The following is a 24,726-nucleotide window of genomic DNA, read 5'->3' as shown; positions in this document are numbered from 1 at the left end:
CACGGTGGGAACCACATCGGGTCGACCGATCCGGAGGGGGATCCATGACCGTGTCCGAAACCACCGCCACCGTCGGCGTACAGGCTCTCCGGCCGCATGCCGAGGACGCCTTCGCCCATGAGCTGAAGGCCCTCGCCGCGGCCGACGACCGCCCGCGGCCCGCCCGTTGGAAGCTTTCCCCGTGGGCCGTCGCCACCTACCTGCTCGGTGGCACCCTGCCGGACGGCACCGTGATCACACCGAAGTACGTGGGCCCGCGCCGCCTCGTCGAGGTCGCCGTGACCACCCTCGCCACCGACCGGGCCCTGCTGCTCCTCGGTGTCCCGGGCACCGCCAAGACCTGGGTCTCGGAGCACCTCGCGGCCGCCGTCAGCGGCGACTCGACGCTGCTCGTCCAGGGCACCGCGGGCACTCCCGAGGAGGCCGTCCGCTACGGCTGGAACTACGCGCAGCTGCTCGCGCACGGGCCCAGCCGCGACGCCCTGGTGCCCAGCCCGCTCATGCGCGCCATGTCCGACGGCATGACCGCGCGGATCGAGGAGCTCACCCGTATCCCCGCCGATGTGCAGGACTCGCTCATCACGATCCTGTCGGAGAAGACGCTCCCCGTCCCCGAACTGGGGCAGGAGGTCCAGGCGGTCCGCGGATTCAACGTCATCGCCACCGCCAACGACCGCGACCGCGGGGTCAACGAACTCTCCAGCGCGCTGCGCCGCCGGTTCAACACCGTCGTGCTCCCGCTGCCCGCCACCCCCGACGCCGAGGTCGACATCGTGTCCCGGCGCGTCGAGCAGCTCGGGCGCTCGCTCGACCTCCCGGCCGCACCGGACGGCATGGCCGAGATCCGTCGCGTGGTCACGGTCTTCCGTGAACTGCGCGACGGAGTCACCGCCGACGGCCGCACCAAGCTCAAGTCCCCCTCGGGGACGCTGTCGACGGCCGAGGCGATCTCCGTCGTCACCAACGGCCTGGCCCTCGCCGCGCACTTCGGCGACGGGATGCTGCGCCCCGGTGACGTGGCGGCGGGCATCCTCGGCGCGGTCGTCCGCGACCCGGCGGCCGACCGCGTGGTCTGGCAGGAGTATCTGGAGACGGTGGTCCGGGAGCGGGACGGCTGGAAGGACTTCTACCGCGCCTGCCGCGAGGTGTCCGCATGACCCGGGCCCCACGTCCTGCGGGACCGCTGCTGCTGGGGGTGCGGCACCACGGACCGGGCTCGGCCCGCGCCGTCCGCGCGGCGCTGGATGCCGCCCGCCCGCGGGCGGTGCTCGTCGAAGGGCCCCCGGAGGCCGACGCGCTGCTGCCGCTGGCCGCCGACGAGGGGATGCGGCCACCGGTCGCGCTGCTCGCCCATGCCGTCGACGACCCGGGACAGGCGGCGTTCTGGCCGCTGGCCGCGTTCTCGCCCGAATGGGTCGCCATCCGCTGGGCCCTTGAACACGGCGCCCCGGTCCGGTTCATCGACCTGCCCGCGGCGAACTCCCTGGCCATGACACGGGCCGAGGAGAACGAAGCGGACGAGGACGGCGAGTGCGCACCCGATGCCGATGCCGATGCCGAAGGCCCGGCCGCCGGGCCGGCCCCGATCGACCCCGTCGCCGTGCTCGCCGAGGCGGCGGGCTACGACGACCCGGAGCGCTGGTGGGAGGACGTCGTCGAACACCGCGCCCAGGGCGGCGAAGCCGTCGACCCGCGGGCGCCGTTCGCCGCGCTCGCCGAGGCGATGACCGCCCTGCGCGAGGTGTACGGCGACGGCGGCCACCCCCGCGACGCCGTCCGCGAGGCGCACATGCGCATCCAACTGCGCAAGGCCGGCAAGGAGTTCGGCGACGAGGTCGCGGTCGTCTGCGGTGCCTGGCACGTACCCGCGCTCGGCGCCGGGACCACACTCGCCGCCGACCGCGCCCTGCTCAAGGGACTGCCCAAGGTCAAGGCCGAGCTGACCTGGGTGCCCTGGTCGCACCGGCGGCTCGCCCGGCACAGCGGATACGGGGCGGGGATCGACTCGCCCGGCTGGTACGGACACCTCTTCGACGCCGCGGACCGCCCGGTCGAGCGGTGGATGACGAAGGTCGCCGGACTCCTGCGAGACGAGGACCGGTTCGTGTCGTCCGCCCATGTCATCGAAGCTGTTCGGCTCGCCGGGACCCTCGCCGCCCTGCGCGGCCGCCCGTTCCCCGGACTGGGCGAGACGACCGACGCGATCCGGGCCGTGATGTGCGAGGGCTCCGACGTGCCGCTCGCGCTCGTCCAGGACCGGCTGATCGTCGGCGAGACCCTCGGCCAGGTGCCGGACACCGCCCCCGCCGTCCCCCTCCAGCGCGACCTCACCCGCCAACAGCGCACGCTCCGGCTCAAACCGGAGGCGCAGGAACGGGAGCTGGAGCTCGACCTGCGCAAGGACAACGACGCGGCCCGCAGCCGGCTGCTCCACCGGCTGCGCGTCCTCGCCGTCGGCTGGGGCGAGCCCACCGAAGGCCGGGCCGGCACCGGCACCTTCCGGGAGAGCTGGCGGCTGCGCTGGGAGCCCGAGCTCTACGTACAGGTCGCGGAGGCCGGGACCTGGGGCACCACCGTGCTCTCCGCGGCGACCGCCAGGGCCGGTTCCCGGGCCGCCTCGGCGACCACGCTCGCCGAGGTCACCGCCCTCGCCGAGCAGTGCCTCCTCGCGGAGCTGCCCGACGCGCTCCCCGTGGTGATGCGTGCCCTCGCCGACCGTGCCGCGCTCGACGCCGACGTGGGTCATCTCGCCGACGCCCTGCCCGCGCTCGCCCGCACCCTGCGTTACGGAGACGTGCGCTCCACGGACACCGCGGCACTCGGCGAGGTCGCGGCCGGGCTCGCCGAGCGGATCTGCGTCGCGCTGCCACCCGCCTGCACCGGGCTGGACGCCGACGGGGCCGGGGAGATGCGCGGCCGGGTGGACGGGGTCCACACCGCGATCGGCCTGCTCACCGGGGCCGTACGGTCCGGCGCCGGTCCGTACGCCGACGGCCCGGACGCGGACGGACTGCGCGAGCGCTGGACAGCCGTACTGCACAGGCTCACCGCCCGGGACACGGTCGCGGGGGTCGTCCGGGGGCGCGCGACCCGCCTGCTGCTCGACGACGGACGGCTCGCGGAGGACGACGCCGCACGGCTGATGGGCCTGGCCCTCTCGCCCGGCACACCCCCGGCCGACGCCGCGGCGTGGATCGAGGGGTTCGTCGGCGGAGCCGCCGGCGGAGGCATGCTGCTCGTCCACGACGAGCGGCTGCTCGGCCTGGTCGACGCCTGGCTCACCGGAGTGCCCGCCGACCTCTTCGCCGACGTACTGCCCCTGCTGCGCCGCACGTTCTCGGCGTACGAAGCGGGTGTACGGCGCACCCTGGGCGAGCTCGTGAGACGGGGCCCGGCCGCCGGGGGACCGGCAGCCACCGGCGCCGGCCCGGCGCCCGGGACGACGGCATCCGGATTCGGACCTGGACTGGACGAGGCCCGGGCCGGCGCGGTCGAGCCGGTGCTGCGCCTTCTGCTCGGACTGCACAACGATCCGGACCCGGACGGCGACGCCCCGTCCGGGCCGGCCGGGAGAGCCGCGAACGTCGAGGAACCGCTGGGGGCAACGGGATGACCACGACCACGACCACGGGTGCGGACACGGCCGGCACCACACCGCCCCCGGCGCACACTCCAGCCCCGGCCCACACTCCACCGTCGACGCACACCGGCCCGGCGAACGACGAGCGGCTGCGGCGGTGGCGGCTGGTCCTGGGCGCGGACGGCGCGGAGAGCACCGGCCGCACCCTCACCGGGCGCGACGCCGCGATGGACGCCGCACTGACCGCGCTGTACGGCGACGGAGGCAGGCCCGGCGGCCGGGGCAGGAACAGCCGCTCGGCCGGGCTCGGGGCCTCCGCCCCCTCCGTGGCCCGCTGGCTCGGCGACATCCGCACGTACTTCCCCAGCTCCGTCGTCCAGGTCATGCAGCGTGACGCGATCGACCGGCTCGGCCTCGCCGCGCTGCTCCTCGAACCGGAGATGCTGGAGGCGGTCGAGGCCGACGTCCACCTCGTGGGCACGCTCCTCTCGCTCAACAAGGCCATGCCCGAGACGACGAAGGAGACCGCGAGAGCGGTCGTGCGCAAGGTCGTCGAGGATCTGGAGAAGCGGCTCGCCTCCCGCACCCGGGCCACGCTCACCGGCGCCCTTGACCGCTCGGCGAAGATCAGCCGTCCCCGTCACCACGACATCGACTGGGACCGCACCATCCGGGCCAACCTCAAGAACTACCTCCCCGAGCACGGCACCGTCGTCCCCGAACGGCTCATCGGCTACGGGCGGGCCGCCCGGTCCGTGAAGAAGGACGTGATCCTCTGCATCGACCAGTCGGGGTCGATGGCCGCCTCCGTCGTGCACGCCTCCGTCTTCGGCGCCGTGCTCGCTTCCATGCGCACCCTGCGGACCAGGCTCGTCGTCTTCGACACGGCGGTGGTCGACCTCACCGACCGGCTCGACGACCCGGTGGACGTGCTCTTCGGCACCCAGCTCGGCGGCGGCACCGACATCAACCGCGCGCTCGCCCACTGCCAGTCGAGGATCACCCGCCCCGCCGACACGGTGGTCGTCCTCATCAGCGACCTCTACGAGGGCGGGATACGCAACGAGATGCTGAAGCGGGTCGCCGCGATGAAGGCTTCCGGCGTGCAGTTCGTGACGCTGCTCGCACTGTCCGACGAGGGCGCGCCCGCCTACGACCACGAGCACGCCGCCGCGCTCGGGGCCCTGGGCGCACCGGCCTTCGCATGCACCCCGGACCTCTTCCCGGAGGTGATGGCGGCGGCCATCGAGAAGCGGCCGCTTCCCGTGCCGGACAAGGAGGCCCACCGCTGACACGCTGCCGTTCTGTCCACTGACACACGGCCACCGGCGTGATCTGTGACCGTAATCACCGCTCAGGTGTGATCTCTGATTTAGGGTCCTGCGGACCACGGGGATAACCTGCGAGATGGACATGCCGCGTATCCGGGGTCACCGTGTGCGCATTCCTAGTGACAGAGCAGTCACGTTGCCTCTCGCGGCACGCCCACGCAGAAAACCAACCGCGAGACCATTGATTAAGGGACGGACGCGCGTGGACCTGTTCGAGTACCAGGCGAGGGACCTCTTCGCCAAGCACGGTGTACCGGTGCTGGCCGGTGAAGTCATCGACACGCCTGAGGCAGCCCGCGAGGCGACCGAGCGGCTGGGCGGCAAGTCGGTCGTCAAGGCACAGGTGAAGGTCGGCGGCCGCGGCAAGGCCGGCGGCGTCAAGCTGGCCGCCACCCCCGACGAGGCGGTCGCCCGCGCGACCGACATCCTCGGCATGGACATCAAGGGCCACACGGTCCACAAGGTGATGATCGCCGAGACCGCGCCGGAGATCCTTGAGGAGTACTACGTCTCGTACCTCCTCGACCGCACCAACCGCACCTTCCTGGCCATGGCCTCGGTGCAGGGCGGCATGGACATCGAGGAGGTCGCGGAGAAGACCCCCGAGGCCCTCGCGAAGGTCCCGGTCAACGCCGTCGACGGCGTCGACATCGAGAAGGCCCGCGAGATCGTCGCCCAGGCGAAGTTCCCGGCCGAGGTCGCCGAGAAGGTCGCCGAGGTCCTGGTGACGCTGTGGGACACCTTCGTCGCCGAGGACGCGCTCCTCGTCGAGGTGAACCCGCTCGCCAAGGTCGCCTCCGGCGACATCCTCGCGCTCGACGGCAAGGTGTCTCTCGACGAGAACGCCGACTTCCGTCAGCCCGAGCACGAGGCCCTCGAGGACAAGGCCGCAGCCAACCCGCTCGAGGCTGCCGCCAAGGCCAAGAACCTCAACTACGTCAAGCTCGACGGCGAGGTCGGCATCATCGGCAACGGTGCCGGTCTGGTCATGTCGACCCTGGACGTCGTCGCGTACGCCGGTGAGAACCACGGCAACGTGAAGCCCGCCAACTTCCTCGACATCGGTGGCGGCGCCTCCGCCGAGGTCATGGCGAACGGCCTGGAGATCATCCTCGGCGACCCGGACGTCAAGTCCGTCTTCGTCAACGTCTTCGGTGGCATCACCGCCTGCGACGAGGTCGCCAACGGCATCGTCCAGGCGCTCGCGCTGCTCAAGTCCAAGGGCGAGGAAGTCACCAAGCCGCTGGTCGTGCGCCTCGACGGCAACAACGCGGAGCTGGGTCGCAAGATCCTCTCCGACGCCAACCACCCGCTGGTTCAGCGCGTGGACACCATGGACGGCGCGGCCGACAAGGCCGCCGAGCTCGCCGCGGCTGCGAAGTAAGGGACGAGGGACTCCAACACCATGGCAATCTTCCTCACCAAGGACAGCAAGGTCATCGTCCAGGGGATGACCGGCGCCACCGGCATGAAGCACACCAAGCTCATGCTCGGTGACGGCACCAACATCGTCGGCGGCGTGAACCCGCGCAAGGCCGGCACGTCCGTCGACTTCGACGGCACCGAGGTACCCGTCTTCGGCTCCGTCGCCGAGGCGATGGAGAAGACCGGCGCGGACGTGTCCGTCCTCTTCGTGCCGCCGGCCTTCGCGAAGGCCGCCGTCGTCGAGGCGATCGACGCCGAGATCCCCCTCGCGGTCGTCATCACCGAGGGCATCGCCGTCCACGACTCCGCCGCCTTCTGGGCGTACGCGAGCTCGAAGGGCAACAAGACCCGGATCATCGGCCCGAACTGCCCCGGCCTGATCACCCCCGGCCAGTCCAACGCCGGCATCATCCCGGGCGACATCACCAAGCCCGGCCGCATCGGTCTCGTGTCCAAGTCCGGCACGCTGACCTACCAGATGATGTACGAGCTCCGTGACATCGGCTTCTCGTCCGCCGTCGGCATCGGTGGCGACCCGGTCATCGGTACGACGCACATCGACGCCCTCGCGGCGTTCGAGGCCGACCCCGAGACCGACCTGATCGTGATGATCGGCGAGATCGGCGGCGACGCCGAGGAGCGTGCGGCCGACTTCATCAAGGCCAACGTCACCAAGCCGGTCGTCGGCTACGTCGCGGGCTTCACCGCCCCCGAGGGCAAGACCATGGGCCACGCCGGCGCCATCGTCTCCGGCTCCTCCGGCACCGCCCAGGCGAAGAAGGAGGCCCTCGAGGCCGCCGGCGTCAAGGTCGGCAAGACGCCGACCGAGACCGCCAAGCTGGCCCGCGAGATCCTCGGCGCCTGACGGCTCCACCACACCGGAGCAGCACCGCAGTATCGCGTCACCGCACAGACGGCGCGGGTCCGTACCCGAATCAAGGGGTACGGACCCGCGCCGTTTCCGTGTCTCCTCCGCGTCGCCGGCGCGGCTCAGCCCACCCCGGGGACCAGCCGTGCCGGGCCCTGTACGAGCTCGCCGTGGAGGTTCTTCCGCAGCTTCAGGTCCTGCGGCGTCAGCTTCTGCGGACCGCCGCGCGGCGGCACCCCGCCGACCTGCTGGGCGGGCGACTCCGGAGTCTCGTACCGGGTCGGGGCCGTACCCAGCGTGAACAGCGTCAGGCCGATGATCAGCACCGTGAAGGAGACGGCCGCCCGGGTCCACAGCTGGGCCTTGCGCTCGCTGTCCGTGCGGACCATGACGGGCGAGGGCAGCGAGTCGGAGGGCTGGGCCAGGGCGAGCGCGCCCAGCCGCTCGTTCAGGAGCGCCGACTGCTCGGCCGGCGAGGAGGGCTCCGCCAGCTCGGGCAGCCGCTCGGCGACCGCGGCGCGGGCGTTCACCAGCCGGCCCGCCGCCGCCGGGGTGCTCGCCTCCGTCTCCGCCGCCGTCTCCGGCAGATCCAGTCCGACACCGTCGTAGAGCAGCAGGGTGGCTCGGTACGAGGGCGGCAGTGCGAGCAGCGCGTCGAGCAGGGCGCGCGGACCCGGCTCGGCCGGTGGCGGGTCCAGCCGGCGGTGGGTGCGGCGCAGGCGGTGCCACGGCGACATGGCGTACTCGTACGCGGCGGCCCGCACCCAGCCCACCGGGTCCCGGTCCACCGCGACCTCGGGCCAGCGTTCCCAGGCCAGGGCGAAGGCCCGTGCGACGGACTCCCGGGAGAGGTTCCGGCGCCCGGTCAGCAGGAACGCCTGCCGGAAAAGGGCTGCGGCGGAGTGCTTGTACAGGGCATCGAACGCCTCGGCCGGGGAGAGCCCGGCTTCTGTCCCGGGGGCCGGTTCGGGCGTCGCGGATACGCCATTGGAGGTGGGGGCCGGTCCGGGCGTCGCGGACGCGCCGGGCGGATCGGGGGTGGTGCCGGGCTCGGTCGGGGCCATGGCGGTGCTCCCGGTGGCTTCGACGGGGGGCGGCGCCGGCGGTTTCGTGGACGTCACAGGCTTGGACAGCCTGGCGATCGTCGTCGGCGCCGCCGGGCGGGCCGCACGTTTGGCGGCGGCCTTCGGCCGGGTGTTCGGAGCGGCCGGTTTGGTCCGGGCGCTCGGCGGCGTGGCCTGCGGGCTCGGCCGGCCGCCATTGATCAGCCTGGCGTATGCCTCACGTTTCCGCCCCCGGGGCGTGGTGCGGCCGGTCTCCCAGGACCGGACCGTGGCGCGGGTGACGCCCATCACCGTCGCGACCTGCTCTTCACTCAGTGACTTCGCCTCACGCAGTCTGCGTCGCTCCTTGGGGGAGGGGAGCGGGTGGGCGGAGGCCATATCGGTCGGGCCCTGTGTCATGAAGGACCCCCCGCAGGGCTGTACCGGGTAGAAAAGTACATAAACGCATATTGGGCGACACAGCGGCCATTCGCCTGTTACGCGGAAAAAGCGCGTGTCGTTGGGAACATGGCCCGGTGACCCAAGTGACCGAAGGCAACACGTCGTTGTCGGCAGAGCAGGGCCGGTCCACCGTGCTGGCCCTCGTCCTTCTGCGTGGAGCGGTTGCGGCCGGGCTCGGGCTGGGCTCCGTCGCCGTCCTCGTCCTGGCGCTGTGGATCGGCTCCCCGGCCTCCGACAGCAACCCCGGCGGCGCGCTCCACGCGGCGGCCGGGCTCTGGCTGCTCGCCCACGGCGCCGAGCTGATCAGGACCGACACGCTCAGCGGGGTCCCTGCCCCGGTGGGCCTCGTTCCGCTGCTGCTCGCCGCGGTCCCGGTGTGGCTGGTGCACCGGGCGGCGCGGGACGCCCTGGTGCCGGACGAGGGGCGCCCGGTGCCTTCCGCGGTGGGCGCATTCGTCATGGTCGTCAGCGGATATCTGCTGGTCGGGGCGGTTGTCGCGTATTACGGGCGGGGTGGCTCGCCGGCCGTGCACCCGCCGTCGCTGATCTTTCCGTCGGCCGTCGTGGTGGCGGGTGCGGCAGCGGCCGGGGTCTGGACGGCGGCCGGGCGGCCGGTCGGCCCGCCGCCGTCCTGGGCGCCGGTGAGTCTGCACGAGGCGCTGGCGCACGGCCGGTTCAGGGAGCGTGCGGGGACGGTGTGGCGGTCGGCGGCGGCCGGGGTGGCGGTGCTGTTCGGCGGCGGGGCTCTGCTCGTCGCGGTGGCGCTGATGTGGCACGCGCACTCCGCCCAGCAGTCGTTCGTCCAGCTCTCGGGCGACTGGGCGGGCCGGGTCGCGGTGCTCCTGCTCGCGCTGGGGCTGGTGCCGAACGCGGCGGTATGGGGCGCGGCGTACGGGCTGGGGCCGGGTTTCGCCCTCGGTACGGCGTCCACGGTCACCCCGATCGCCTTCGCGGGGCGTCCGGCGCTGCCCCGCTTCCCGTTGCTGGCCGCGGTGCCCGCCGAGGGCCCGGGAACGGTCCTGAACTGGTCGGCCGTCGCGGTGCCGGTCGCGGCCGGGGTGACGGTCGCCTGGTTCACGGCACGGCGGGCCGCGCCCCCGCACGCCGCACGCGCGGAGGCGTGGAGCCTGCGGGAGACCGCTCTGGCGGCCGCCCTCGCTGCGGTGGGGTGCGGGGCCGGTACGGCGGTGCTGGCGGCGGCGGCCGGTGGTCCGCTCGGCACCCGGGCGCTGGTGGAGTTCGGGCCGGTGTGGTGGCTCACGGGTGCGGCGGCGCTGGTGTGGACGGCGCTGATCGGCGTTCCCGCGGCGCTGCTGCTCCGGGCCTGGCGGCTGCGGGAGCCCGACGGGGGCGCGTGGTGGCGGCGGGCGGACGCGGTGCCGGCGGAGGGGGAGGGGGAGGGGGCTGAGGCGGAGAGGGCTGAGGCGGCGTACGTGGCCGGGGCTCCGGGCGCGGCGGCGTCGGGAAAGGGCGCGAAGCCGGAGCCGGAGCCGGAGCGGGCGCCGGGAGACGGGCCCGCGCCCCTGCCCGTGGCTTCCCTGGCGACCGGCGCCGCGTCGGCACCCGCCTCGGCGCCCGTGCCGCCCGCCGCCCGCATCTTTGTCCCGGACGGGGACGAGGACTTCGCACCGTACGACTTCCTGCCGACCGACCCCTGGCACGAGCGGACGGCCCGGCCGGGGGAGGCCGGGCCGTCCGGGACGAAGGACCCTAGTTCTTGACGCCGAAGAACGGCTCCAACGGCTTCGGCAGCTGGTCGTTGCAGGCCACCTGGCCGGCCTTGGTCAGGGCGTCGTTCACGCAGGTGTAGTAGTCGCGGTAGACCAGCTGCACCGTGAACGTCGTCGCGACGATCGAGAGCGCCAGCAGCGCCGTCACCAGACCGCTGACGGCGGCCGTGGTCTGCTGCCGGCCGCCGCTCGGGGCGGCGGGGGCGGCGGGCGTGGATCCGGGCGCCGGAGCGGAACCGGGGGTCCGGGCCGGGCCCGACGCCTGGCCGGCGCCTTCGGCCGCCGCCTCGGACGGCCCCTTCGGCTTGGCCCGGAGCGAGCTGATCGCCCAGTACACGGCGAGTGCGCCGAGCAGCAGGGCGATCTCCGGGAAGTCGAAGAGCGCGAAGAAGAAGGCCCACATGCCGGAGAGCAGCGCGTAGCGCGCGCGGCGCTGGGCGGGGTCGGTGGGGTCCCAGCGCAGCCCGCCGGGGCTGCCCTGGGGTCCGCCCTGGCCGTTCGGCCCGCCCTGGCCCCCGGGCCGGCCGCCGAAGCCGCCGCTCTGGCGACCGGGCTGCCGGCTGCTCCACTGGCCGCCCCAGACCGGCCGGTCGTCGGAGGAGCCGCCCTCGGGGGATCCGTCGCCGTTCCCGTCGCCGTCCCCGTTCCCGGTGTTCGCGGGGCGGCGAGGCTGCCAGGGCTGATCGGGCCGGTTCTCGGGCGGCGCGGCGAACGGGTTGTCGTCCGCCTGGCCGGAGGAGCCCGGCGTACCGGACGAGCCGGCAGAAGAGGAAGAGGAGCCCGTGGGGGACTGGCGTTCCCGCATCAGCAGTGAGGTCCGCTCGGGCAGCGGCTGGCGGAAGGCGGTGCGGCGGCGTCGGTCCGGCATGTGGTGAACGTCTTCCCCATCTCGTCATTTCCGCCCTGCGGACGGTTCGCTGTCCCCTGACGCTACCTCCCGGTCAGGAGGGGCCGAAAGCTGGGAGCGGGGCTCGAACGGCCGACATCCGTCACCCGGGCCCGCTCCCTCGCCCCGGAGCCGGGCCACCGGCCGCCCACCCCCGTCCCGTGGAGGTCCCCCGAGGTGCCGGTATCGTTGCTGACGGTCGGCTTGTTCGTAGAGTTCCCCGTATCGAGGGGCTCAGTTCTTTTGTACGACCATACAAATCAGCGTCGCTCTGCTTCACCACGCGAGAAAGGGCCCAGCCGTGGCCTCCCCGCCCCCCTCCACCGCCCCGGCACGCCTGGTCGTGCTGGTCTCCGGTTCGGGTACGAATCTTCAAGCCCTGCTCGATGCCATCGGTGACGACCCCGAGGGCTTCGGCGCACAGATCGTCGCGGTCGGCGCCGACCGTTCCGGCATCGCCGGCCTGGAACGGGCGGAGCGGGCCGGACTGCCGACCTTCGTGTGCAGGGTCAAGGACCACGCCACCCGCGAGGAGTGGGACGCCGCACTCGCGGCCGCGACGGCCGGGTACCGCCCGGACCTCGTGGTGTCCGCGGGATTCATGAAGATCGTGGGCAAGGAGTTCCTCGCCCGGTTCGGCGGCCGGTTCATCAACACCCACCCCGCCCTGCTCCCCAGCTTTCCCGGTGCCCACGGGGTGCGTGACGCACTTGCGTACGGCGTGAAGGTCACCGGGTGCACCGTCCACTTCGTCGACGACGGCGTCGACACCGGTCCGATCATCGCGCAGGGCGTGGTCGAGGTGACCGAGGAGGACACGGCGGAGGGCGAAGCCGCTCTCCACGAACGCATCAAGGAAATCGAGCGCAAGCTGCTCGTCGAGGCCGTTGGGCGGCTCGCCCGCGACGGCTATCGCATTGAGGGACGAAAGGTTCATCTCGGTCATGTCGGTGAATAAGCCCATCCGTCGCGCCCTGGTCAGTGTCTACGACAAGACGGGGCTGGAGGACCTCGCCCGCGGTCTGCACGAGGCGGGTGTCGAGCTCGTCTCCACCGGCTCCACCGCCGGGAGGATCGCCGCCGCCGGAGTCCCGGTCACCAAGGTCGAGGAGCTCACCGGCTTCCCCGAGTGCCTCGACGGCCGCGTCAAGACGCTGCACCCGCGCGTCCACGCCGGCATCCTCGCCGACCTCCGCCTGGACGCCCACCGCGAGCAGCTCGCCGAGCTGGGCGTGGAGCCGTTCGACCTGGTGGTCGTCAACCTCTACCCGTTCAAGGAGACCGTCGCCTCCGGCGCCTCCGCCGACGAGTGCGTGGAGCAGATCGACATCGGCGGCCCGTCCATGGTCCGCGCCGCAGCCAAGAACCACCCGTCCGTGGCCGTCGTCACCAGCCCCGAGCGGTACGCCGACGTCCTCGCCGCGGTCAAGGCGGGCGGCTTCGACCTGACCGCCCGCAAGCGCCTGGCCGCCGAGGCGTTCCAGCACACCGCCGCGTACGACGTGGCCGTGGCCTCCTGGTTCGCCGCCGACTACGCCGCCGCCGACGACTCGGGCTTCCCCGACTTCTTCGGTACGACGTACGAGCGCAAGAACGTCCTGCGCTACGGCGAGAACCCGCACCAGCCCGCCGCCCTCTACACCTCCGGCGCCGGTGGCCTGGCCGAGGCGGAGCAGCTGCACGGCAAGGAGATGTCGTACAACAACTACACGGACACCGACGCCGCGCGCCGGGCCGCGTACGACCACGCCGAGCCGTGTGTCGCGATCATCAAGCACGCCAACCCGTGCGGCATCGCGATCGCCGACGACGTCGCCGAGGCCCACCGCAACGCGCACGCCTGCGACCCGCTGTCGGCCTTCGGCGGTGTCATCGCCGTCAACCGTCCGGTGACCGTCGCCATGGCCGAGCAGGTCGCGGAGATCTTCACCGAGGTCATCGTCGCCCCGGCGTACGAGGACGGCGCGGTCGAGATCCTGGCCCGCAAGAAGAACATCCGCGTGCTGCGCTGCCCCGACGCCCCGACCGCCCCGGTCGAGGTCAAGCCGATCGACGGCGGCGCGCTGCTCCAGGTCACCGACCGCCTCCAGGCCGAGGGCGACGACCCGGCCAACTGGACCCTCGCCACCGGTGAGGCCCTGACCGCGGACGAGCTGAAGGAGCTCGCCTTCGCGTGGAAGGCCTGCCGCGCGGTCAAGTCCAACGCGATCCTGCTCGCCAAGGACGGCGCCTCGGTCGGCGTCGGCATGGGCCAGGTCAACCGCGTCGACTCCGCGAAGCTGGCCGTCGAGCGGGCGGGCGAGGAGCGGGCGCGCGGCTCGTACGCCGCCTCCGACGCGTTCTTCCCGTTCCCGGACGGGCTGGAGATCCTGACCGCCGCGGGCATCAAGGCCGTGGCCCAGCCCGGCGGTTCGGTCCGTGACGAGCTGGTCGTCGAGGCCGCGAAGAAGGCGGGCGTGACGATGTACTTCACGGGTACGCGGCACTTCTTCCACTGATACGAGTTGCGCCCGGGCCGCCCGGGTAAGACGGAAGGCCGCCAATTCCCCGGAACGAGTGGGGAATCGGCGGCCTTCGCCATGCGGTGAGGGTGGTTAGACCTTCAGCATGCTCACTTCGTCTTGATGACGATCGTGCTGCCCGCGCGGTCGTGCCAGCCCTGGAGCTTGCCCGAGTTGTCGAAGAAGGGGGAGAGGTAGACCAGCAGCGTGCCGAGACCGCAGAAGAGCGAGCCGACCATCGGGATGATCCAGCGGATGAAGCCCGCACCCAGACCGGGGGCCTGGCCGGTGCTCTCCTTGACGACCTTGACGTTGAGGACCATCTTGCCGAGCGTGGCGCCCCAGATGGAGACCATCAGCCACTCGTAGAGCAGCGCGATCAGCGCGAACACGGCGATGAAGCCGAAGAAGCCCGCGACGATGCCGACGCTGGCGTTGGCCGCGTCGTTCATGCACTGGGTGTAGGACTCGGTGCCGTACGAGTAGCCGCTGCAGTCGTCGATGGACTCCGAGGCGCCCACGAGGCTCGCGACGCCGATCGCCGAGAAGATCAGGTAGAGGATGCCGTACGCGACACCGTCCAGCGCACGGGCGCCCAGGCGACGCCCCATCGTGGCGAGTTCGACGGTGCCGAGGCCCGCGACGTTGATGTAGCCGTTGTTGGCCTGGAGGGTGCCGCCCGGCTGCTGCTGCGGGTAGCCGTAACCCGGCTGGTCCTGCTGCGGGTAGCCGTAGCCCGGCTGACCCTGCTGCGGAGGGACGCCCTGCGGGGCCTGCTGCGGGTAGCCGTAACCGGGCTGGCCCTGCGGCGGCTGGTTCGGCTGCTGGCCGTACGGGTTGTTCGGATTCGGGTTCGGGTCGCCGAAACTCATCTGGGCGTTCCTCCAACGTGCGTGCGGGGACGATGCGGCCGCACGGAGGAAAGAAAGGTCAGCGGTCCGCCCCCCGGGTACTACTGCGGCACTGCGACAATAATCGTTATAAATGAAATGTAAGTTTGTCCAGTCGTGGCCCTTGCTTGTTGCGCAAGCGCAACATCGCGCCACCGCCTGCGGCCCGAATTGGTATGCGGGCGGGGTCATCCGCGAGTATGGGGACATGACTGCCCAGATTCTCGATGGCAAGGCCACCGCAGCCGCGATCAAGTCCGATCTCACCGTCCGCGTGGCGGCCCTCAAGGCACAGGGCATCACCCCTGGCCTGGGAACCCTGCTGGTCGGGGACGACCCGGGCAGCCGGTGGTACGTGAACGGCAAGCACCGTGACTGCGCGCAGGTCGGCATCGGTTCCATCCAGCGCGAACTCCCCGACACCGCCACCCAGGAGGAGATCGAGGACGTCGTACGGGAGCTCAACGCCAACCCCGAGTGCACGGGTTACATCGTGCAGCTGCCCCTGCCCAAGGGGATCGACACCAACCGCGTCCTGGAGCTGATGGACCCGGCCAAGGACGCCGACGGCCTCCACCCGATGAACCTCGGCCGCCTCGTCCTGAACGAGACGGGCCCGCTGCCCTGCACCCCGCAGGGTGTCGTCCAGCTGCTCCGCCACCACGACGTGGAGATCAACGGGGCGCACGTCGTGGTCGTCGGCCGCGGAGTCACCATCGGCCGCTCCATCCCGCTGCTGCTGACCCGTAAGTCCGAGAACGCCACCGTCACCCAGTGCCACACCGGTACGCGTGACCTCTCCGCCCAGCTCAAGCAGGCCGACATCATCGTCGCCGCCGCCGGGGTGCCGCACATCATCAAGCCCGAGGACGTGAAGCCGGGCGCCGCCGTGCTCGACGTCGGCGTCAGCCGGGACGAGAACGGCAAGATCGTCGGGGACGTCCACCCGGGCGTGGCCGAGGTCGCCGCCTGGATCTCCCCGAACCCGGGCGGTGTCGGCCCGATGACCCGCGCCCAGCTGCTCGTCAACGTGGTCGAGGCGGCCGAGCGCAACGCGGCCGCGGCCGTCTGAGCCGGCCGACCCGATCCGGAGGGAACCCCATGGGTGCTGGTACGAGTCCGGCCGACCCGTCCGCCGAGGCGGACGGCACGTCCGCGGCGCCGTCCCGCGCGGACGCGCCGGGCACGGGTGAGAGGGCGGCGGACGGGGCCGCACCGGACCAGGCCGCGACGTGTGACGACGACGCCCGTGACGACGACGCGCCTGACGACGCCCGTGACGACGACACCCGTGAAGGTGCGGGCGACGGCGGTACGGGCACCGGCCCGCGTCCGTCGCGGCGCTTCCCGTCGCTCACCCGGGACACCGCGCGTCCCGAGGGCGGGGGCAGGGCCGCGTCCGGGGACGCGCCCGCCCCGGCCCGTCAGTGGCCGCTGCTCGCCGTGCTCTGCACGGCCGGGATCGGGCTGCTGATCGTGGCCGTCGACCTGTTCGCCGAAGCCTTCCGGGTCGGCACGATGCTGATCGGCGTCGCCCTCATCGGGGGTGCCGTGCTGCGGCTCGTGGTGCCGTCGGTGGGCATGCTGGCGGTACGTTCCCGCTTCACCGACCTGGTGACCTACGGGCTGCTCGGCTTCCTCATCGTGATGCTCGCGCTGGTGGCGCAGCCCGAGCCGTGGCTGGACATTCCGTTCCTGGAACAGGCGGTCCACTTCACCATCCGCTGAGCCCGCGGTTTGCCGCGCTCGCGGAAAAAGGGTGCCCGTCCCCTCCCCCGAGAAGGGACGGACACCGGTATCGGGGCCCACCGGAACGTAAACGCCCCGGAATGTGGTGACTTGAGCGGCCTTGCCCCGTCCGGAGTTCAGCCTGGTCGACGGGGTGTGGCCGGTTCAAGGGATGCCTGTGGCCTGTGGCACGGAAGTGACCATTCCGCCACTGTGTGATCGTCAGGCAACGGAGCCCCGGCCCGAGGGCGTGGGGCGAGGACGTGGAGCAGGGGCGCGCGGCAACCGGGTGCGAGGTTTCCGAATACCCCCGTGCGCCCCGTACCGATGACCCGCCGCCTCCCGGGTGACCGGGTTCGGCCGGGTGAGCGCTGTGTGACGGGTTGTGTGCGGTGCCACAGGGGGCAGGGCGGCCGGGATGTCCCGGGTCGGATAGCCTGATCGCCGGATATCTCTTCACATCAAGATTCAGGGATGTCCAGCACCAGGGGCCAGGAACCCCCACCGCCAGCTGTCTAACGGAGATCGCCATGACCCGCACTCCCGTGAATGTCACCGTGACCGGCGCAGCCGGCCAGATCGGCTACGCGCTGCTCTTCCGCATCGCCTCCGGCCACCTGCTCGGCCCGGACGTGCCGGTCAACCTGCGCCTCCTGGAGATCCCGCAGGGCCTGAAGGCCGCCGAGGGCACCGCGATGGAGCTCGACGACTGCGCCTTCCCGCTGCTGCGCGGCATCGAGATCACCGACGACGCCAACAAGGCGTTCGACGGTGCCAACGTCGCCCTGCTGGTCGGCGCCCGCCCGCGTACGAAGGGCATGGAGCGCGGCGACCTGCTCTCCGCCAACGGCGGCATCTTCAAGCCGCAGGGCAAGGCCATCAACGACAACGCCGCGGACGACATCAAGGTCCTCGTCGTCGGCAACCCGGCCAACACCAACGCGCTCATCGCACAGGCCGCGGCCCCGGACGTACCGGCCGAGCGCTTCACCGCGATGACCCGCCTCGACCACAACCGCGCGATCTCGCAGCTGGCCGCCAAGACCGGTGCCGCCGTCTCCGACATCAAGAAGCTGACGATCTGGGGCAACCACTCGGCGACCCAGTACCCCGACATCTTCCACGCGGAGGTCGCCGGCAAGAACGCCGCCGAGCTCGTCAACGACGAGGCCTGGCTGGCCGACACCTTCATCCCGACCGTCGCCAAGCGCGGCGCCGCGATCATCGAGGCCCGTGGCGCGTCCTCGGCCGCCTCCGCCGCCAACGCAGCCATCGACCACGTGCACACCTGGGTCAACGGCACCGCCGCGGGCGACTGGACCTCCATGGGTATCCCCTCGGACGGCTCCTACGGCGTGCCCGAGGGCATCATCTCGTCCTTCCCGGTCACCACGAAGGACGGCAAGTACGAGATCGTCCAGGGTCTGGAGATCAACGACTTCTCCCGTGCGCGCATCGACGCCTCGGTGAAGGAGCTCACCGAGGAGCGCGACGCGGTTCGCGAGCTCGGCCTGATCTGATCCGTACGCTTTTTCACGCGTACCCCGTCGCCCCCGGCAGCGCTCGCTGCCGGGGGCGGTCGCGTACACGGGCGGCCGCGGCCGGGAACTGACCGCACCCCTTCCCGAGTCTGCGCTGTCATGCGCGTGACGATGATCCTTCCGGCCCTGACCGAGGCGACCAGCCCGCTGTTCCGGCCCATCAAGTACTCGCTCTTCCCGCCGCTCGGCCTGGCGACCCTCGCCGGGTACCTCGACCCGGACGACGAGGTGACGCTCCTCGACGAACACGTCGAGCGGGTCGACATCGAGGCGCTCGACAGCCCCGATCTCCTGGTCGTCCAGCCGTACATCACCTCCGCCCGGCGCGGCTACGAGATCGCCGACCACTTCCGCGCCCGGGGTGTCCACGTCGCCATGGGCGGGCTCCATGTGACCTCGCTCCCGGACGAGGCCGCCGCCCACGCCGACACGATCTTCACCGGGCCGGGCGAGGACACCTGGCCGCTGTTCCTCAAGGAGTTCCGCGACGGGGTGCCGGCCCGGCGGTACGACTCGAAGCTGCGTACCCTGGCCGGGCTGCCGCCCGTGCGGCGCGACCTGATCAAGCGGCAGCTGTATCTCGTACCGAACTCGATCGTCGTCTCGCGCGGCTGCCCGCACCACTGCGACTTCTGTTACAAGGACGCCTTCTTCGAGGGCGGGAAGTCCTTCTACACCCAGGCCGTGGACGAGGCGCTCGCCGAGATCGAGCGGCTGCCGGGCCGGCATCTGTACTTCCTCGACGACCATCTGCTCGGCAACCGGCGCTTCGCCGAGGCGCTCTTCGACGGGATGGCCGGAATGGGACGGCTCTGGCAGGCCGCCGGCACCGTCAAGTCCGTGCTCCAGCCGGATCTGCTGGAGCGCGCCGTGGACGCCGGGCTGCGCAGCCTGTTCGTCGGCTTCGAGACCGTCAACAGCGCGAACCTCGCCGAGCGGCGCAAGGACCAGAACATCGGCAAGGACTACGCGGCCGCCGTCCGCCGGCTCCATGACGCCGGGGTCATGGTCAACGCCAGCTTCGTCTTCGGGCTCGACCACGACGGCCCGGACGTCTTCGACCGTACGGTGGAGTGGGCCGTCGAGCAGGGCATCGAGACAGCCACCTTCCACATCATGACGCCGTATCCGTCCACCGGACTGTGGAAACAGCTGGAGGCACAGGACCGGATCGTCCACCGGGACTGGGACCTCTACGACACCCGCCATGTCGTGTACCGCCCGAAGGGCATGACGCCGCGCCAGCTGGAGGACGGGTACTGGCGCGCGTACCGCGACTTCTACCGGTGGTCCAACATATGGCGCGGTGCGGCCGCCCAGCCGGGCATGCACGAACGGCTCAGGCACCTGGCGTACTCGGGCGGCTGGAAGAAGTTCGAGCCCGCCTGGGACGCCCTGATCCGCTCCCGCAACGTGGTGCGGGCCATGCCGATGCTGGAGCGGACCCTGGCGGCCTTCGGCGGCAGACGGGCCTGACCGCGTACCGCCCACCGCGTGCCGGCCGGGGCGGCTACCTCTTCCGCAGCTCGTCCGCGATCTCGCGTACGGCCGCCATGGCCCGGCGCTGCAGCCCGGGGCCGAAGGTGATCCGGGTGGCGCCCAGCTCGCCGAGTCGGCGCGGGGGCGGTCCGTCCGGCCGGGCGAAGGTGTTGAGCGGGGCCGGGACGGCGGCGGCCAGGGCGGGCAGCGCCTCGGGCGGGGCCATGATCGGATAGACGCAGTCCGCGCCCGCCGCCACGTACAGCAGTGCGCGGCGGACCGTCTCCGTCTCCGGGTCGGTGCCGTCGGGGACACCGCGGACGTAGGTGTCGACGCGGGCGTTGATGAAGAGCGCGTCGCCCGCGACCGCCCGTACCTCCGCGAGCCGGTCCGCCTGCCGCTGGGCGTCGACGAGGGCGCCGTCGGCGGAGTCCTCCAGATTGCAGCCGACGGCTCCGGCGTCGAGAAGCCGTTCGACGAGTTCCTCCGGCGCCAGTCCGTAACCCGCCTCGATGTCCGCCGAGACGGGCACGGAGGCCGGGACGGCGCGCACGATCCTGGCCACGGCCGCGAACATCTCGGCGGCGGGCGTCGCCCCGTCCTCGTAACCGAGTGAGGCCGCGACCCCGGCGCTGGGCGTGGCGAGCGTCGGGAAGCCCGCGTCGACGAAGACGCGCGCACTCGCCGCGTCCCACGGGCCGGGGACGATCAGCGGGTCGCCGGGGGTCCGGTCGTGGTGCAGGGCGCGGAGGACGGAAGCGGTCACGCGGGGCTCCTGTGGGGTGTCGAGCGGTGGCGGGGCGCGGATTACGGGCCGGTCTGCGGGGTCGGCCCATCGGGTCAGTGCTTGATTTCGCCCGGCTTGTAGTGGCCGGGGACCATGCGGGTGGTCACGGCGAAGCGGTTCCAGGCGTTGATCGTCGTGATCGCGGCGACGAGATGGGCGAGTTCCGTCTCGTCGAACTGCTTCGCTGCCTTCTCCCACACCTCGTCCGGCACGAAACCGTCGGTCAGCACCGTCACCGCCTCGGTCAGCTCGATCGCCGCGATCTCCTTGGGCGTGTAGAAGTGCTGCGACTCCTCCCACGCGCTGAGCTGGACGATCCGCTCGACGGACTCACCGGCCGCGAGCGCGTCCTTGGTGTGCATGTCGAGGCAGAACGCGCAGTGGTTCAGCTGCGAGGCGCGGATCTTCACCAGCTCCGCCAGGACCGGGTCGAGGCCCTTACGGGAGGCTGCGTCCAGCCGGACCATGGCCTTGTAGACATCGGGGGCGAGCTCGGCCCAGGGCTGCATGCGCGGGGCGTGCTCGGGGTTGAGGCCGGTGGTCGGGTGGCTGTGTTCGTTCGTCGTCATGGCTACGACGTTACGGGGCGGATGGCGCACCGGTATGGTCCATTCCTGTGACAGATTCATGGGCCACTTTCGGTGCCGACCTGCATCTCGAAACAACCGGTGCGACGGGGCTCCGGGCCGGGCTCATGGACGCCCTGCGCGAGGCCGTACGGACGGGGCGGCTGGTGCCCGGCACCCGGCTGCCGTCGTCCCGCGGCCTCGCCGCCGACCTCGGCATCGCCCGGAACACCGTCGCCGACGCCTACGCGGAACTGGTCGCGGAGGGCTGGCTCACCGCCCGGCAGGGCTCGGGCACCCGGGTGGCGCAGCGGGCCGAGCCGCGCCGGCCGGCCACCAGGACCACGCGGGCGCGGGCGGTGCGCTCCAGGCCCGTCCACAACCTGCTGGGCGGCTCGCCCGACCTCTCGACCTTCCCGCGCGCCGACTGGCTCAAGGCCTCCCGGCGCGCCCTGACGGCCGCACCCAACGACGCTTTCGGTTACGGCGATCCGCGCGGACGTATCGAACTGCGCACCGTGCTCGCCGACTATCTGGCACGGGCCCGCGGGGTGTACGCGGACCCGGAGCGGATCATGATCTGCGCCGGTTTCGTACAGGCGCTGAAACTGATGGGGCCGGTCCTGCGCAAGCGGCGGGTGCGGGAAGTGGCCGTCGAGTCGTACGGACTGGACGTGCACTGGAACCTGCTCTCGGACGCCGGGCTGCGGCTGCCCTGCCTGCCGGTCGACGGATTCGGCGCGAGGACCGGTGAACTGGCCGGTCTGCGCGGCGTGGGCGCGGTCCTGATGACGCCCGCGCACCAGTTCCCGACGGGGGTGCCGCTCCACCCCGACCGGCGGGCCGCGGCCGTGGACTGGGCGCGCGGCACGGGTGGGCTGATCCTGGAGGACGACTACGACGGCGAGTTCCGCTACGACCGGCAGCCGGTCGGCGCGCTCCAGGGCCTGGACCCCGAGCGCGTGGTGCACCTGGGGACGACGAGCAAGTCGCTGGCGCCCGGGCTGCGGCTGGGGTGGATGGTGCTGCCGGAGTCGCTGGTGGGGGAGGTGTCCGAGGCCAAGGGGATGAGCGACTGGTCGTCGAGCGCGCTGGACCAGCTGACGCTCGCGGAGTTCATCGAGTCGGGTGCGTACGACCGTCATGTGCGTTCGATGCGGCTGCGCTACCGGCACCGCCGCGACCAGCTCGTCGCGGCACTGGCGGAGCGGGCCCCCGACGTCCGGATCAGCGGGATAGCGGCCGGGCTGCACGCCGTGCTCGAACTGCCGGAGGGCAGCGAGACGTCGGTGCTCCGGGCGGCGGCGTGGCAGGGGCTGGCGCTGGAGGGGATCTCGCGCTTCCGGCACCCGGACGCGGCGCCGGGCCGCGATGCGCTGGTCATCGGCTACGGAACACCTACCGACAGCGCCTGGGCGAGCGCGCTGGACGCCCTCTGCCGGGTGCTGCCCTGACGGGGAGGTTCGGTGCCCCCGCTTCCTGCCGTACCCGGCGGCCCTCTAATCTGACGAATGGCCACACTGGCTTGATTCGTACGGCGGGGGAGACGGAAACATGGCCACACGCAGGCTGAGGTCGAGCACCGTGGTGCTCGGTGGCATGGGGGTGCTCGCGGCGATGATCACCTCCTGCGGTTCGGAGCCGGACAAGCGGTGCGTCGACCCGCTGACCCGCGACAAGCTGCCGAGCTACGAGTGCAAGAACGGCAAGGGCTCGTACTACTACGGCGGCAGCAGCAAGAACGGCAAGGTGGAAGGCGGCAGTTTCGACAAGTCCGCGGTCGAACGCGGCGGCTTCGGCTGCTCGGGCACCGGCGGCGGCTGACCGGCATGGAACGCCGCACCACGCAGCCGCGCGAGGGCTGGCAGCAGACGGTGGAGGAGCAGGGGATCGTCTTCCCGCTCACCCGCTACCCGGACGGATCGCTGCGCCCGTACTGGGACGAGAGCGCCTACTACGTCTTCTCGCTGCCCGAGGTCGAGGCACTGGAGGACGTCGTCGAGGAACTGCACACCATGTGCCTGGCCGCGGCCGCGCACATCGTGGAGCGGGACCGCTTCGCCGAACTCGGCATCACCGACCGGCGGCTGGCCGCGCTGATCGCCCAGTCCTGGCGGCGCCGTGACGAACTGCCCTCGCTCTACGGCAGGTTCGACCTGTGCTACGACGGCACCGGTCCGGCGAAGATGCTGGAGTACAACGCGGACACCCCCACCTCCCTGGTGGAGGCCGCGAGCGCCCAGTGGTTCTGGATGGAGGACCGCTTCCCGGGCGCCGACCAGTGGAACTCGCTGCACGAACGCCTCGTCGCGGCCTGGAAGCGGCAAGCCGCCCTGCTGCCGCCCGGACCGCTGCACTTCGCGCACTCCGACGGGGACGAGCTGGGCGAGGACCTGATGACGGTCGCCTATCTGCGGGAGACCGCCGCGCAGGCCGGCATCGAGACGGAGGCGCTCTCCGTCGAGCGGATCGGCTGGGACCGGCTGAGCGGGCGGTTCGTCGACGAGCGGCTCCGCTTCATCCGGAGCTGCTTCAAGCTGTATCCGTGGGAGTGGCTGGCGACCGACCGGTTCGGCCCGCAGGTGCTCGACACCCTCGACAACGGCGGTGGTACGGGTACGACCTGCTGGATCGAGCCCGCCTGGAAGATGCTGCTGTCCAACAAGGCGCTGCTGGTGATCCTCTGGGAGCTCTACCCGAACCACCCCAACCTGCTCGCCTCCTACCTCGACGGCCCCCGCGGACTCGCGGCGTCGGCCGGCTGGGCCGCCAAGCCACTGCTCGGCCGCGAGGGGGCCGGGGTCACGATCCACGAGCCGGGAAGCCCGGCGGTACCGCGGGACGAGCCGTGCTGCTACCAGGAACTGGCACCGCTGCCGGACTTCGACGGCAACCGTGTGGTGCTGGGCGCGTGGGTCGTCGAGGACGAGGCGGCCGGCCTCGGCATCCGCGAGTCGGAGGGCGCGGTCACGGACGAGTACGCCCGCTTCCTGCCGCACGTCATTCTCTAGGCCCTGTCGTCAAACTGCCGTGCGGCAGACGGCAGTTCGACGACAGGGCCTGGGGCCGGACGCGGCTCAGGAGGTCCCGCCCGCGCGCAGCCAGCCGAGCAGGTCGTCCGTCACCCGTTCCCCGGCCGCCGCCACGTCCCCGCCGATCGCGCCCAGTCCGAGCCGGTGGACGGAGACACGGTCGCGGCCGTGGTGGCGCATGAAGAATCCGTCGCCCCCGCTGTCGTCGCCGACCAGCACCCAGCCGGGCGCGTACCGGGACACCTCGAAGGTCTCGTTGCGTTCCTGGATGAGGTGCGGGCCGTAGACATGGACGCCGTTGTCGAGCAGCACGCCCGGCGTCGACCGCCACAGCCGGGCGACCGCGGGGTTGGGCCCGTCCCGCAGCCCCCGCAGCTCCGAGGCCCGGACGGCCAGGAATCCGGCGAAGGACTCCGCCATCGGGTACTCGCAGCCGTCCGTACCGTCACGGTGGACCACCGGGTACTCCCCGTCCCCGGCCTCCCCGGCCCGGTCGAGCGCGAAGTGGTAGTCGTCGCCGCAGTCCGGCTCGACGGCGAAGCACAGCCGGTCGCCGCTCAGCCGCCACCCGGCGGTGACGGCCTCGTACATGTCGTCCTCGGACCCGGCCGTGCCGTCGTCGGATCCGCCGGGCGCCACCGTCGCGATGTCCGCGTTCCCGGCCCGCCCGTGGCCGTACTCGGCCAGCCACCACCGGTACGACGGCGGCAGCGGGCCGACCCGGGACTCGGCCTCGCGGATCAGTGCCTCCGGTACGGCGGCGGCGCGCCTGCGGCCGAACCCCGGTGAATCCTCGACCAGGTCCCGCAGCTGTGTCAGGTCAGGTCTCACGGAGCGGATTCTGCCAGGGCGGCCCGCCGGACAGGCCCCGGGCCTG

Annotated in this window: 21 protein-coding genes; 15 read left to right on the top strand and 6 right to left on the bottom strand. The window is 72.1% G+C overall.

What is annotated here, in order from left to right:
- Positions 1–44 precede the first annotated feature (44 nt).
- From BT364_RS20345 to sucD, 5 genes are all read left to right on the top strand, one after another.
- Complete coding sequence (locus tag BT364_RS20345; protein WP_072486626.1) at positions 45–1,157, top strand: ATP-binding protein; 1,113 nt, start codon at positions 45–47, stop codon at positions 1,155–1,157.
- Positions 1,154–3,613: a DUF5682 family protein gene (locus BT364_RS20340; RefSeq protein ID WP_079179554.1), complete on the top strand. Its 2,460-nt coding sequence runs from the start codon at positions 1,154–1,156 to the stop codon at positions 3,611–3,613. Before BT364_RS20345 ends, BT364_RS20340 begins: the two co-directional genes overlap by 4 nt.
- Positions 3,610–4,872 (top strand): VWA domain-containing protein, encoded by a 1,263-nt coding sequence (locus BT364_RS20335; RefSeq protein WP_072486625.1) that lies wholly within the window; start codon positions 3,610–3,612, stop codon positions 4,870–4,872. The genes BT364_RS20340 and BT364_RS20335 overlap by 4 nt, the downstream gene beginning before the upstream one ends.
- 241 nt (positions 4,873–5,113) lie before the next feature.
- Entirely contained in the window at positions 5,114–6,295 is a 1,182-nt protein-coding gene (sucC, locus tag BT364_RS20330) for an ADP-forming succinate--CoA ligase subunit beta (RefSeq protein WP_072486624.1), read from the top strand.
- Positions 6,296–6,316: 21 nt separating this feature from the next.
- Positions 6,317–7,201: a succinate--CoA ligase subunit alpha gene (gene sucD / locus BT364_RS20325; RefSeq protein WP_072486623.1), complete on the top strand. Its 885-nt coding sequence runs from the start codon at positions 6,317–6,319 to the stop codon at positions 7,199–7,201.
- A gap of 125 nt (positions 7,202–7,326) precedes the next feature.
- Here the strand turns inward: sucD and BT364_RS20320 are convergent, their stop codons facing one another.
- The gene (locus BT364_RS20320; protein WP_072486622.1) at positions 7,327–8,667 is read right to left on the bottom strand and encodes a helix-turn-helix domain-containing protein; all 1,341 of its coding nucleotides are present in this window, start codon (positions 8,665–8,667) and stop codon (positions 7,327–7,329) included.
- A 125-nt stretch (positions 8,668–8,792) separates the two neighbouring features.
- On the opposite strand from BT364_RS20320, the gene BT364_RS20315 reads away from it, so the two are divergent.
- Complete coding sequence (locus BT364_RS20315; RefSeq protein ID WP_256260097.1) at positions 8,793–10,430, top strand: cell division protein PerM; 1,638 nt, start codon at positions 8,793–8,795, stop codon at positions 10,428–10,430.
- On the opposite strand, the gene BT364_RS20310 is transcribed toward BT364_RS20315, so the two are convergent.
- Entirely contained in the window at positions 10,420–11,307 is an 888-nt protein-coding gene (locus tag BT364_RS20310; protein WP_072486621.1) for a hypothetical protein, read from the bottom strand. The two genes, BT364_RS20315 and BT364_RS20310, sit on opposite strands and share 11 nt — an antisense overlap.
- Positions 11,308–11,626: 319 nt before the next feature.
- On the opposite strand from BT364_RS20310, the gene purN reads away from it, so the two are divergent.
- Together purN and purH are read left to right on the top strand one after the other, a co-directional pair.
- The gene (purN, locus tag BT364_RS20305) at positions 11,627–12,283 is read left to right on the top strand and encodes a phosphoribosylglycinamide formyltransferase (RefSeq protein ID WP_072486620.1); all 657 of its coding nucleotides are present in this window, start codon (positions 11,627–11,629) and stop codon (positions 12,281–12,283) included.
- Entirely contained in the window at positions 12,270–13,823 is a 1,554-nt protein-coding gene (gene purH / locus BT364_RS20300) for a bifunctional phosphoribosylaminoimidazolecarboxamide formyltransferase/IMP cyclohydrolase (RefSeq protein WP_072486619.1), read from the top strand. Before purN ends, purH begins: the two co-directional genes overlap by 14 nt.
- Positions 13,824–13,936: 113 nt before the next feature.
- On the opposite strand, the gene BT364_RS20295 is transcribed toward purH, so the two are convergent.
- Complete coding sequence (locus BT364_RS20295) at positions 13,937–14,698, bottom strand: RDD family protein (RefSeq protein WP_072486618.1); 762 nt, start codon at positions 14,696–14,698, stop codon at positions 13,937–13,939.
- Between the two features lie 226 nt (positions 14,699–14,924).
- Here BT364_RS20295 and BT364_RS20290 point away from each other — a divergent pair, with 226 nt between their 5' ends.
- From BT364_RS20290 to BT364_RS20275, 4 genes are all read left to right on the top strand, one after another.
- Positions 14,925–15,788 carry a bifunctional methylenetetrahydrofolate dehydrogenase/methenyltetrahydrofolate cyclohydrolase gene (locus BT364_RS20290; protein WP_072486617.1) on the top strand — a complete coding sequence of 288 codons (864 nt, stop codon included), beginning with the start codon at positions 14,925–14,927 and terminating at the stop codon, positions 15,786–15,788.
- 29 nt (positions 15,789–15,817) lie between these two features.
- Positions 15,818–16,444, top strand: coding sequence for a DUF3017 domain-containing protein (locus tag BT364_RS20285; protein ID WP_072486616.1), 627 nt, complete (start codon positions 15,818–15,820; stop codon positions 16,442–16,444).
- Between the two features lie 530 nt (positions 16,445–16,974).
- Positions 16,975–17,964: a malate dehydrogenase gene (locus tag BT364_RS20280; RefSeq protein ID WP_072486615.1), complete on the top strand. Its 990-nt coding sequence runs from the start codon at positions 16,975–16,977 to the stop codon at positions 17,962–17,964.
- 120 nt (positions 17,965–18,084) lie between these two features.
- Complete coding sequence (locus BT364_RS20275; protein WP_072486614.1) at positions 18,085–19,461, top strand: B12-binding domain-containing radical SAM protein; 1,377 nt, start codon at positions 18,085–18,087, stop codon at positions 19,459–19,461.
- A gap of 34 nt (positions 19,462–19,495) precedes the next feature.
- On the opposite strand, the gene BT364_RS20270 is transcribed toward BT364_RS20275, so the two are convergent.
- Together BT364_RS20270 and BT364_RS20265 are read right to left on the bottom strand one after the other, a co-directional pair.
- Complete coding sequence (locus BT364_RS20270; protein ID WP_072486613.1) at positions 19,496–20,230, bottom strand: isocitrate lyase/PEP mutase family protein; 735 nt, start codon at positions 20,228–20,230, stop codon at positions 19,496–19,498.
- A 74-nt stretch (positions 20,231–20,304) separates the two neighbouring features.
- Entirely contained in the window at positions 20,305–20,820 is a 516-nt protein-coding gene (locus BT364_RS20265) for a carboxymuconolactone decarboxylase family protein (RefSeq protein WP_072486612.1), read from the bottom strand.
- 47 nt (positions 20,821–20,867) lie between these two features.
- Between BT364_RS20265 and pdxR the strand changes: the two genes are divergently transcribed.
- The 3 genes from pdxR to BT364_RS20250 all read left to right on the top strand — a co-directional run bounded on the left by pdxR (position 20,868) and on the right by BT364_RS20250 (position 23,828).
- Positions 20,868–22,271, top strand: a complete 1,404-nt coding sequence (gene pdxR, locus BT364_RS20260) for a MocR-like pyridoxine biosynthesis transcription factor PdxR (protein WP_072486611.1) — start codon at positions 20,868–20,870, stop codon at positions 22,269–22,271.
- Between the two features lie 100 nt (positions 22,272–22,371).
- Positions 22,372–22,641 (top strand): hypothetical protein, encoded by a 270-nt coding sequence (locus BT364_RS20255; RefSeq protein WP_072486610.1) that lies wholly within the window; start codon positions 22,372–22,374, stop codon positions 22,639–22,641.
- Between the two features lie 5 nt (positions 22,642–22,646).
- Positions 22,647–23,828: a glutathionylspermidine synthase family protein gene (locus BT364_RS20250; protein WP_072486609.1), complete on the top strand. Its 1,182-nt coding sequence runs from the start codon at positions 22,647–22,649 to the stop codon at positions 23,826–23,828.
- Positions 23,829–23,894: 66 nt separating this feature from the next.
- On the opposite strand, the gene BT364_RS20245 is transcribed toward BT364_RS20250, so the two are convergent.
- Positions 23,895–24,680, bottom strand: a complete 786-nt coding sequence (locus BT364_RS20245) for an SMI1/KNR4 family protein (RefSeq protein ID WP_072486608.1) — start codon at positions 24,678–24,680, stop codon at positions 23,895–23,897.
- Positions 24,681–24,726 lie beyond the last annotated feature (46 nt).

Source organism: Streptomyces atratus (genome assembly GCF_900119365.1).
Taxonomy (GTDB): domain Bacteria; phylum Actinomycetota; class Actinomycetes; order Streptomycetales; family Streptomycetaceae; genus Streptomyces; species Streptomyces atratus_B.
Note: the sequence above shows the minus strand (reverse complement) of the source record. Positions and strands in the feature narration are given on the sequence as shown.

Bases quoted from the DNA above. Each gene is read 5' to 3' on its own strand.
- BT364_RS20345 (WP_072486626.1), top strand. From the start codon at position 45: ATGACCGTGTCCGAAACCACCGCCACCGTCGGCGTACAGGCTCTCCGG.
- BT364_RS20340 (WP_079179554.1), top strand. From the start codon at position 1,154: ATGACCCGGGCCCCACGTCCTGCGGGACCGCTGCTGCTGGGGGTGCGG.
- BT364_RS20335 (WP_072486625.1), top strand. From the start codon at position 3,610: ATGACCACGACCACGACCACGGGTGCGGACACGGCCGGCACCACACCG.
- sucD (WP_072486623.1), top strand. From the start codon at position 6,317: ATGGCAATCTTCCTCACCAAGGACAGCAAGGTCATCGTCCAGGGGATG.
- BT364_RS20320 (WP_072486622.1), bottom strand. From the start codon at position 8,667: ATGACACAGGGCCCGACCGATATGGCCTCCGCCCACCCGCTCCCCTCC.
- BT364_RS20310 (WP_072486621.1), bottom strand. From the start codon at position 11,307: ATGCCGGACCGACGCCGCCGCACCGCCTTCCGCCAGCCGCTGCCCGAG.
- purH (WP_072486619.1), top strand. From the start codon at position 12,270: ATGTCGGTGAATAAGCCCATCCGTCGCGCCCTGGTCAGTGTCTACGAC.
- BT364_RS20295 (WP_072486618.1), bottom strand. From the start codon at position 14,698: ATGAGTTTCGGCGACCCGAACCCGAATCCGAACAACCCGTACGGCCAG.
- BT364_RS20290 (WP_072486617.1), top strand. From the start codon at position 14,925: ATGACTGCCCAGATTCTCGATGGCAAGGCCACCGCAGCCGCGATCAAG.
- BT364_RS20285 (WP_072486616.1), top strand. From the start codon at position 15,818: ATGGGTGCTGGTACGAGTCCGGCCGACCCGTCCGCCGAGGCGGACGGC.
- BT364_RS20280 (WP_072486615.1), top strand. From the start codon at position 16,975: ATGACCCGCACTCCCGTGAATGTCACCGTGACCGGCGCAGCCGGCCAG.
- BT364_RS20275 (WP_072486614.1), top strand. From the start codon at position 18,085: ATGCGCGTGACGATGATCCTTCCGGCCCTGACCGAGGCGACCAGCCCG.
- BT364_RS20265 (WP_072486612.1), bottom strand. From the start codon at position 20,820: ATGACGACGAACGAACACAGCCACCCGACCACCGGCCTCAACCCCGAG.
- BT364_RS20255 (WP_072486610.1), top strand. From the start codon at position 22,372: ATGGCCACACGCAGGCTGAGGTCGAGCACCGTGGTGCTCGGTGGCATG.
- BT364_RS20250 (WP_072486609.1), top strand. From the start codon at position 22,647: ATGGAACGCCGCACCACGCAGCCGCGCGAGGGCTGGCAGCAGACGGTG.